The sequence below is a fragment of the uncultured Mailhella sp. genome (genome assembly GCF_944324575.1).
Lineage (GTDB): Bacteria > Desulfobacterota > Desulfovibrionia > Desulfovibrionales > Desulfovibrionaceae > Mailhella.
Genome location: NZ_CALUWV010000102.1, coordinates 1 through 7,615 on the forward strand (window position 1 = coordinate 1; position 7,615 = coordinate 7,615).

6 protein-coding genes are annotated in these 7,615 nt (G+C 60.2%); 4 read left to right on the forward strand and 2 right to left on the reverse strand.

Features of this window, described 5'->3' with window-relative positions:
- Both Q0J81_RS09660 and Q0J81_RS09665 read right to left on the reverse strand, forming a co-directional pair.
- Positions 1–1,067: MFS transporter (locus Q0J81_RS09660; RefSeq protein ID WP_294447476.1), on the reverse strand; the 1,067-nt coding region annotated here is incomplete at its 3' end.
- A gap of 7 nt (positions 1,068–1,074) precedes the next feature.
- Positions 1,075–1,836, reverse strand: a complete 762-nt coding sequence (locus Q0J81_RS09665) for a DeoR family transcriptional regulator (RefSeq protein WP_294447477.1) — start codon at positions 1,834–1,836, stop codon at positions 1,075–1,077.
- Positions 1,837–2,233: 397 nt separating this feature from the next.
- Between Q0J81_RS09665 and Q0J81_RS09670 the strand changes: the two genes are divergently transcribed.
- From Q0J81_RS09670 to Q0J81_RS09685, 4 genes are all read left to right on the forward strand, one after another.
- Positions 2,234–5,284 (forward strand): hypothetical protein, encoded by a 3,051-nt coding sequence (locus Q0J81_RS09670; protein WP_294447478.1) that lies wholly within the window; start codon positions 2,234–2,236, stop codon positions 5,282–5,284.
- Positions 5,285–5,440: 156 nt separating this feature from the next.
- Positions 5,441–6,451: a TRAP transporter substrate-binding protein gene (locus tag Q0J81_RS09675; RefSeq protein ID WP_294447479.1), complete on the forward strand. Its 1,011-nt coding sequence runs from the start codon at positions 5,441–5,443 to the stop codon at positions 6,449–6,451.
- Between the two features lie 82 nt (positions 6,452–6,533).
- Positions 6,534–7,073, forward strand: a complete 540-nt coding sequence (locus Q0J81_RS09680) for a TRAP transporter small permease (RefSeq protein WP_294447480.1) — start codon at positions 6,534–6,536, stop codon at positions 7,071–7,073.
- 9 nt (positions 7,074–7,082) lie between these two features.
- The coding region (locus Q0J81_RS09685; RefSeq protein WP_294447481.1) for a TRAP transporter large permease subunit at positions 7,083–7,615 on the forward strand (533 nt) is incomplete at its 3' end.

Here is a 7,615-nt window from a genome sequence, read left to right on the forward strand (position 1 = left end):
AGCGAGTGGGCCGTGATGACGGATCCCGGTCGGCTGCGCGAGGCGACGTCCGTGGCAAGGGCGTCGGAAAGCGTGGTCATGGCCGTGCAGCAGACTTCCACCGCAATGAGCAGGGCAAGCCACGGCACAAGAGCGAGCGGCAGCATGAGAAGGACAAGGAGCACGGCCGCAATCCAGCAGCCTCCGGCGAACAGAGGCACGCGGCCGAATCTGCCGTCGGAGAGACGTCCCACGAGAGGGGAGAGCAGAGGATCCCAGCCCCATCGCAGCGACTGCACGAAGCCCGCCGCCGTGGCGCAGCCGACGCTTATGCCGAGCACGGTGACGGCGTCGCCCCAGTGATGGACCATGAGCGCCGAGAGCGTGGACATGAAGAAGCCCTCAATGATGAGCGTGACCGCAAGACAGGTGAAGAGCACCCAGAAAAGCTCTCGTGAGCGGAGCAGTGAAAGCATGGAAAAGCGCGGAGCATCCGGCGCAGCGCCTGCGGAAGGCCGCACGCCGCGCAGCAGAAACAGCGCCATGGGAAGGGCCAGCGCCGCCGTTGCCGCGCCCGCCCAGAACGCGCAGCGAAGACCCGCGATGTCGGCCAGAAGGCCGCCGCCGAGCATGCCCGCCAGATTGCCGAGGCGGTACGTGCCCGTGTAGAGTCCGATGAAATATCCCCGGTCGTTTTTTCCCGCCGCCTCCATGACGGTGAACAGGCCGCCGAGCTTGAGCAAAGACCAGCACAGCCCCCACAGCACGCGCAGCGCCGCCCACGCCGCAAGCGAACCGGCACAGGCGTATCCCGCACAGATGAGCACGGAAAGCGCGGCCGCGACGGTGGCGCAGATTTTCGTGTTCACCCGCGAGCAGACCCAGCCGATGACGGGATTGAGCGGAAGCCTTGCCAGCCGGTTGAGAGAAAGCACGAGCCCCACTTCCCACAGCGAGCCGAGCCCTGCTTCGCGCCAGTGCACGGGCAGCGTGACGTACAGCATGGCGTCGCCGGCCACGCACGCGGCGGTGAGCAGCGCAAACAGAATGACCTGACTTCGGCCGGAGACCTTGTCGACGCCCGCCATGCCGACCTCAGGCAAGGTAGAGCTGCGTGCCTGCGTCCTGTATCATGGCCTGCCAGCGCGCAGGAAGCGGTCCGTTGGAAAAAACGGCGTCAAGCTGACGTATATGTCCCGCCCGCACCATGGCCGGACGGCCGAACTTGGACCTGTCGCAGGCCAGAAACACGCGGCGCGAATGCTCGATGATGGCGCGCGCCACCGACACTTCCCGATAGTCGTAGTCGAGAAGATTGCCTTCCTCGTCAATGCCGGATATGCCGACAATGCCGAAGTCCATGCGGAATTCACGAATGAAATGCTCGGTTTCCGGGCCGATGACCCCAAGGTCGTGCGAGCGTACCGTGCCCCCTGCAATGATGACCTCAAAGGAGGGATTGCCCGCGCAGATGCGTGCCACGTTGAGATTGTTGGTGAGTATGCGCAGATTCTTGCGTTCGAGCAGCGCAAAGGCCACGGCCTCCGTCGTGGTGCCTATGTTGATGCACAGCGAAGCGCCGTCAGGCACGTGCTGCGCCACGAGCTCGGCTATGCGCCGCTTCTCCTCGGTGAAGAGCAGCTTGCGCTGATCGTAAATGATGTTCTCGGTGCTGAGCGGCATGCCCACGCCGCCGTGAAAGCGCTGAACCCGTCCCTCGTCGGCAAGCTGATTGATGTCGCGACGCATGGTCTGCGGCGTGACGGCAAAGTGCTGAGCCAGTTCTTCGATGGTGGCGTAACCGCGCTTATTGAGAAAATCCAGGAGATTCTTTTTTCGGCTGTCTGCTCTGTTCATGGGCAATCCTGCGGAGAAGTGGCCGAAGTATAAAAGCAATGAACCGTTTTCGGCAAGGGAAAAAAATGATGAGAAAAAACAATATGTGAAAAAAAACACTATTGACACACTGGCGTAACAAAGACTACACTCTTTTACTTCGATCCGTTGTATTTTTTCCCGGGAAGACGGGCAGGGCGTGAAGGCGCGGCCTGTTTTGCCCCGGGACAGACGTTTTTTTAAGCGTCGCAGCGGCACGGTCGCCCTCGGAAATCCGGCGGGACTGCGCGAAACGGCGCGTCGCGCGGGCGAGGACGGCGGCCAGCTCGGAGGAGCGGTCATGCTGCGTCCTGTCCGCGTGCCGGGCGGGAACAGGCGCGATTCTGCAACTGCGACAACTGGGGAAAAGGGGCACAGAATGTCGGTAAATTTTTATTTTGACAGGCAGGACAGAGAGATCCTGACCATGGTCAACAGGATACTGGAATGTCCGGACAAGGCCCAGAGCCGGGTGTTCGACGCCAACCTGCATCCCCACGGCATCAAGGGACTGGTGATTTCCCGCGTGTCGAGGGTGGCCTATGCCGTCATCAACCTGCTCACCAATCTGGAAGTGGGGCAGGCCGACGACCGCATCATGGCGCTTCAGGCCCTTTACGACGAGGTGATGAGCAGCGCCCATTCCATGCTGCGCCGCAACACGGCCCGCGTGCTTCTTCAGATCATGAAGGATCTCGTGCGCGCGCAGGACTCTCCGCTTACGCAGCTCAAGCTTGCCCATGACTTCCGCAAGGCGGCCCAGGGCACCCCGCGCGTGGTGCGCAAGATGCTTGCGCGCTACCATCTGCCGGAAATGCCGGAAGAGTGGAACCAGCTCTCCTTTGACGATCACGTGTACGACGCGCATTCACGCGGACGCAAGACCCCCACGCATCTCATCATGGACGCCTGGATCAAGGGGCTGCGCTATCTGACCGTGGTGTACTCCAACTACATAGACTATGCCGCCGCGAAGGAAATCCTGGACGCCGCGGCCATCATGGGCATACACGTTCGCGTGGGCCTTGAGGTGCGCTGTCCCTTCCGCGGCCGCTACGTGAGCATGGTGTGGGTGCCGCGCGGCTTCAGCGCGTCCGGCGACTTTCTGGAGTTTCTGCAGTCGGACAAGATGCGGGCCCTCACCGGACAGGGCCGCGCCGCCGTGGAATGGCGCAAGGCAAGAACCCTTGAGGCGCTCGACCGCTGGAACGCGGGCAGGCGTCTTGAACTTTCCCGGGCGTGGAACACCGAGATTCCCGAAATCAAGCCCGGACGACTCATGGCCTGCGTGGGACTCGGTCAGCCTTCCTTCGAGCATCTTGCCGAGTGCATGCACGGTCATCTGCTGCCCTTTGCCAGGGAACGCGCCCGCGCCCTCAAAGAGCGCGTGGCCGCAGGGGACGACGGGGACGGCTCCGCCGAACGCGAGATTCTCGAGCTTGAAAACCTGACCAGCGCGGTCATTGCGCGGGACTGGCTGGAAGGCTCGGATCTGCCCGTCATAGGTTCCGACGAGAAGGATCTTCCCGTCATGCTCACGCGCTCGCCCGCCGAAATGGTGGAGGAGCTTTCCGCCATGCACACCGGCTATCGTCTCATCCTGAACCTTGCCGGTCTCAACGTGCGCGACGTGCTCGAGCTGCTCTACGACTGCGACTGCTGCATCACCCATCTTGAGCTCTTCAACCTCAAGGACTGGCATGAGGGCCTGCTCAACGACCTGCCCGCCATCAACGAGCTGCAGACCGTGCTCAACGAAGGCCGCGGTCCCCGCATCAAGCAGATGGTGCACGAAATCCTCGACAGCCTCGAGGCGCAGGGCGAAACCGAAAGGGCGGAGAAGTTCCGCAGCATTCAGAGCAACATACCCACGCTCTGGGAATACTACCGCAAGAACCCCCTGAAGAGCCGCATAGGCTCGAACTCCGTACGCGACAACAACGGCCGTTCCTTCGGCATGGGCTTCGTCTACGCCGAAACCCTGCCTTCCCGCGCCAAGAAGACCCTGCGGGAAAACAGCCGCTATGTTGGCGAAATTCCCGTGCATACCCGCATTGAGGAGCGCGTGAGCTATGAGGACGACAGCGAAAGCGTTTCCGCCTTCACGCGCGTTGTGCGGCACATTCCCGGTTTCCGGCACTTCCTTCAGGCCAGAAACCGCGCCTGGCTGCCCGACGACAACAGCGAAATCTCCCGTTCCGGCAACGTGGTGAGCCTCGGCGGCATCAACACGCCTCCGGCCAACGCGCTTCTGGAGGAAAAGCAGCCGCAGAAGGAGGACAAGCCCGGTTCCGCCTACCTGAGCACCACCGTGACCAACTGGATCAAGGTGCTTGCCGGTTTCATTCCCTCGGTGGCTTCCTTCCTCTATACGCAGGACTGGTGGTTCCTTGCCTGGTTCGGAACCTTCATCTGGTTCGGCATCACCGGCATACGCAACATCATTCAGATGGTCGTGGCCGGCAACGGCACCACGCGTACCACGCTTCTGCGCTGGAAGGATCACGTGAGCATAAGCCGCATCTGCGATTCGCTCATGTATACCGGCATTTCCGTCGCGCTCCTTGAGGTCATCGTCCGCGTGTGGCTGCTCGAGGATCTGTGCGGACTCAGCGTGCGCGAGCATCCCGGCATCGTCTTTGCCGTGCTCAACTTCGTGAACGCCATCTATATCTGCACCCACAACATTTACAGAGGCTTCCCGCGCGAGGCCGCCATAGGAAACCTCTTCCGCAGCGCGCTCGCCATTCCCGTGTCGTCCTGGTACAACCAGGCATTCGTGGCCATTCTGCTTTTGTGCGGCGTGGAAGACCCGCTCTTCTATTCCGTGCCGAGTGCGGCCATCATCTCCAAGCTCGCTTCCGACACCGTGGCCGCCGTCATCGAAGGCTACGCCGACAGCCAGAACAACCGCCGCATGCGCCGTTGGGACTACGACGGCAAGATTGCCCGGGTGTTCGCCTGCTATACGCGTCTGGAACTGCTCTTCCCCGAAGAGGACATTCTCATCAAGCTCGCCCGCTCCGACGGCCGCATCGACGAGCTTTCCGGCGAGGCCAGAAAGCTTGAACTTGCCCTCATCATCAACGCCCTCGATCTCATGTACTTCTGGTTCTATCAGCCCCGCGCCCAGGATGCCTTCCGCCGTATGGTCAGAAACATGAGCCAGGCCGACAGAACCGTGTTCGCCCGTTCCCAGCTCGTTCTTCTGCGCGAGCGTGACATAAGCCAGCTTTTTGTGGACGGCCTTGTGGGGCGGAACTTTTCGCAGCCTCTGGCCTTCTATCTCGACAAGCGTCGCGATTACCTCAATGCCATGATGAAGCTGTGCCGTCCCGGCCGCAAAACCGTTCAGCAACTGCCCTCCATTACCTTTGAAGGCGATGCTTCCGCCGCCGAAGCAAAAAGCGTTTCTTCCGTACAGGGATAAAAAAGTCCGCGCTTTGTATTGATTAAACGCCGGAAGTATAGTACACGAAAGACATACACGATACTCGGTTGCGAGCACGACATTCCCGTTGGTTCACGGGGGTGCCGCAACGCGTATGCCAAGGCGGCATACCTGAACAAGTTCTGAGGAGGACTTATGAAACGCTTTGTTGCTCTTTCCCTGATCATGGGTCTGATGATCGGTGCCACGGCCATGGTCGGCACCGCCCAGGCCGCCAAAGTCATCAAGATCGCCGGCATGAAGGCCGAAGGTGAACCCGAAACCATCGGCATGCACAAGTTCGGCGAATATCTTGAAAAGCTCTCCAATGGCAAGTACAAGGTAAAGGTTTACCCCAACAGCTCCCTCGGCAAGGAAGACAAGTATATCGCCGATACCCGTCGCGGTACCATTGAAATGTGCGCTACCGGCACTCAGGTGGCCTCCTTCCATCCTGCCATGGCCATGATGGAAACCCCCATGCTGTACGACAGCTATGAGCATGCCTACAAGGCCATCAACGGCGGTGTTTTCGACCTCCTCACCGAAGGCTTCACCGAAAAGTCCGGCCTCCGTACCCTCAATATGTTCCCTCTCGGCTTCCGTCATTTCTACACCAAGAATCCCGTGAAGACCATTGACGACATCAAGGGCCTCAAGCTCCGCGTGCCGAACATCACCCTGTACACCACCTTCGCCAAGGAATGCGGCATCAACGGTCAGGCCATGCCCTTCGCTGAAGTCATGAGCTCCGTCGACCAGGGCGTCATCGACGGCGGCGACAGCCCCCTGTCCGACATCACCTCCACCAAGGTGTACGAAAAGTGCCCCCAGATCACTCTGACCGGTCACATCCTCGTTATCCACAGCCTCTTCATCAACGAAAAGCTCTATCAGTCCCTGCCTGATCAGGACAAGGCCTGGTTCAACGAAGCCGCCAAGATGGCCGCTGAAGACGTGTGGAAGCTCGTGCAGGATATGGACAAGAAGTCCATCGCCGAAATCGAAAGCCACGGTGGCGCCGTTTCCGAACCCACTCAGGCCATGAAGGACCATATGTCCGCCGCTGCCAAGCGCACCTGGACCATGTTCACTGATTCTTCCAACGACAAGACCTACGTTCCCAACGCTCAGGCCATCTTCGACAAGGCCGCCAGCTTCAAGTAGTCTTTGCCTGTGAACCGGGAGCCTGTCTTGAGGCAGGCTCCCTTTTTTTCTCTGAATCTCTGGCTGGTTCTCTGAGGTCCCTATGAGTGAATCTTCTTCCAGTGCCAAGAACAAGGCCAATCAGGCCGGTGCAGTGGCGTTCCAGATTTTCTGCGCCTGCATCTTTCTCGGCATGATTGGACTGGTGTTCCTTAATGCCGTGCTGCGCTACTGCTTCAACTCCGGCTATCCGCCGAGCGAAGAGTGGGCGCGCTTCCTCTTCATCTATATTACTTTCTTCGGCGCCATCGAAGCTTTTTACCGCAAAAAGCACATCGCCGTGGAAATGGTGGTTGATCTTCTGCAGGGCAACTGCCGCAAGGTGGTGAACATCATCGCCATACTGCTGTCCATCGCCGCGCTCGCCGTGCTGCTTCAGGGCGGCATCGCCTATGTGATGATGACGCTCGATACCTACGCCATCGCCACCTACGTCAATATGTCCATCATCAACGCCACGCTCCCCATCATGGCCGCTGCCGCCATCGTGCTGCAGCTGCGTGACCTGATCACCGTCATTCGTACTCCCGCCTCCGAGTTCAAAAAGAGCGAGGGTATGGACCTGTCCGAGCTTCAGCACTAAGGAGAGAGTATGGAACTGTTTCTTTTTCTTGGATCTCTCTTTGTGTTCCTGTGCTTCGGCATCCCGATCGCCATGGTGCTCGTGCTCTGCGCCATGGTGCTCATGTTCCACGCGGACATGTGGGATCCCATGACCATCGCATCCTGCATGCTCGACGGCGCCAACAACTATCCGCTGATGGCCATTCCCTTCTTCGTGTTCGCCGGTGAAATCATGGCTGCCGGCGGCCTGTCGAAGCGCGTCGTGCAGTTCGCCCAGCTTCTCATCGGCGGCGTGCGCGGCGGTCTCGGCTATGCCGCCATCGTGGCTTCCGTCATCTTCGCCGGTCTTATGGGCAGCTCCGTCGGTGAAGCCGCCGCCCTCGGCGGTCTGCTGCTGCCCATGATGAAGCAGGTCGGCTACAAGCCCGGCCGTGCGGGCGCCATCATTTCTTCCGGCGCCATCCTCGGTCCCATCATCCCCCCCAGCACCAACTTCATCATCCTCGGTTCCTGCGTGCGCGGCCTGTCCATCACCAAGCTGTTCATGATAGGTCTCTTCCC

Bases quoted from the DNA above. Each gene is read 5' to 3' on its own strand.
- Q0J81_RS09665 (WP_294447477.1), bottom strand. From the start codon at position 1,836: ATGAACAGAGCAGACAGCCGAAAAAAGAATCTCCTGGATTTTCTCAAT.
- Q0J81_RS09670 (WP_294447478.1), top strand. From the start codon at position 2,234: ATGTCGGTAAATTTTTATTTTGACAGGCAGGACAGAGAGATCCTGACC.
- Q0J81_RS09675 (WP_294447479.1), top strand. From the start codon at position 5,441: ATGAAACGCTTTGTTGCTCTTTCCCTGATCATGGGTCTGATGATCGGT.
- Q0J81_RS09680 (WP_294447480.1), top strand. From the start codon at position 6,534: ATGAGTGAATCTTCTTCCAGTGCCAAGAACAAGGCCAATCAGGCCGGT.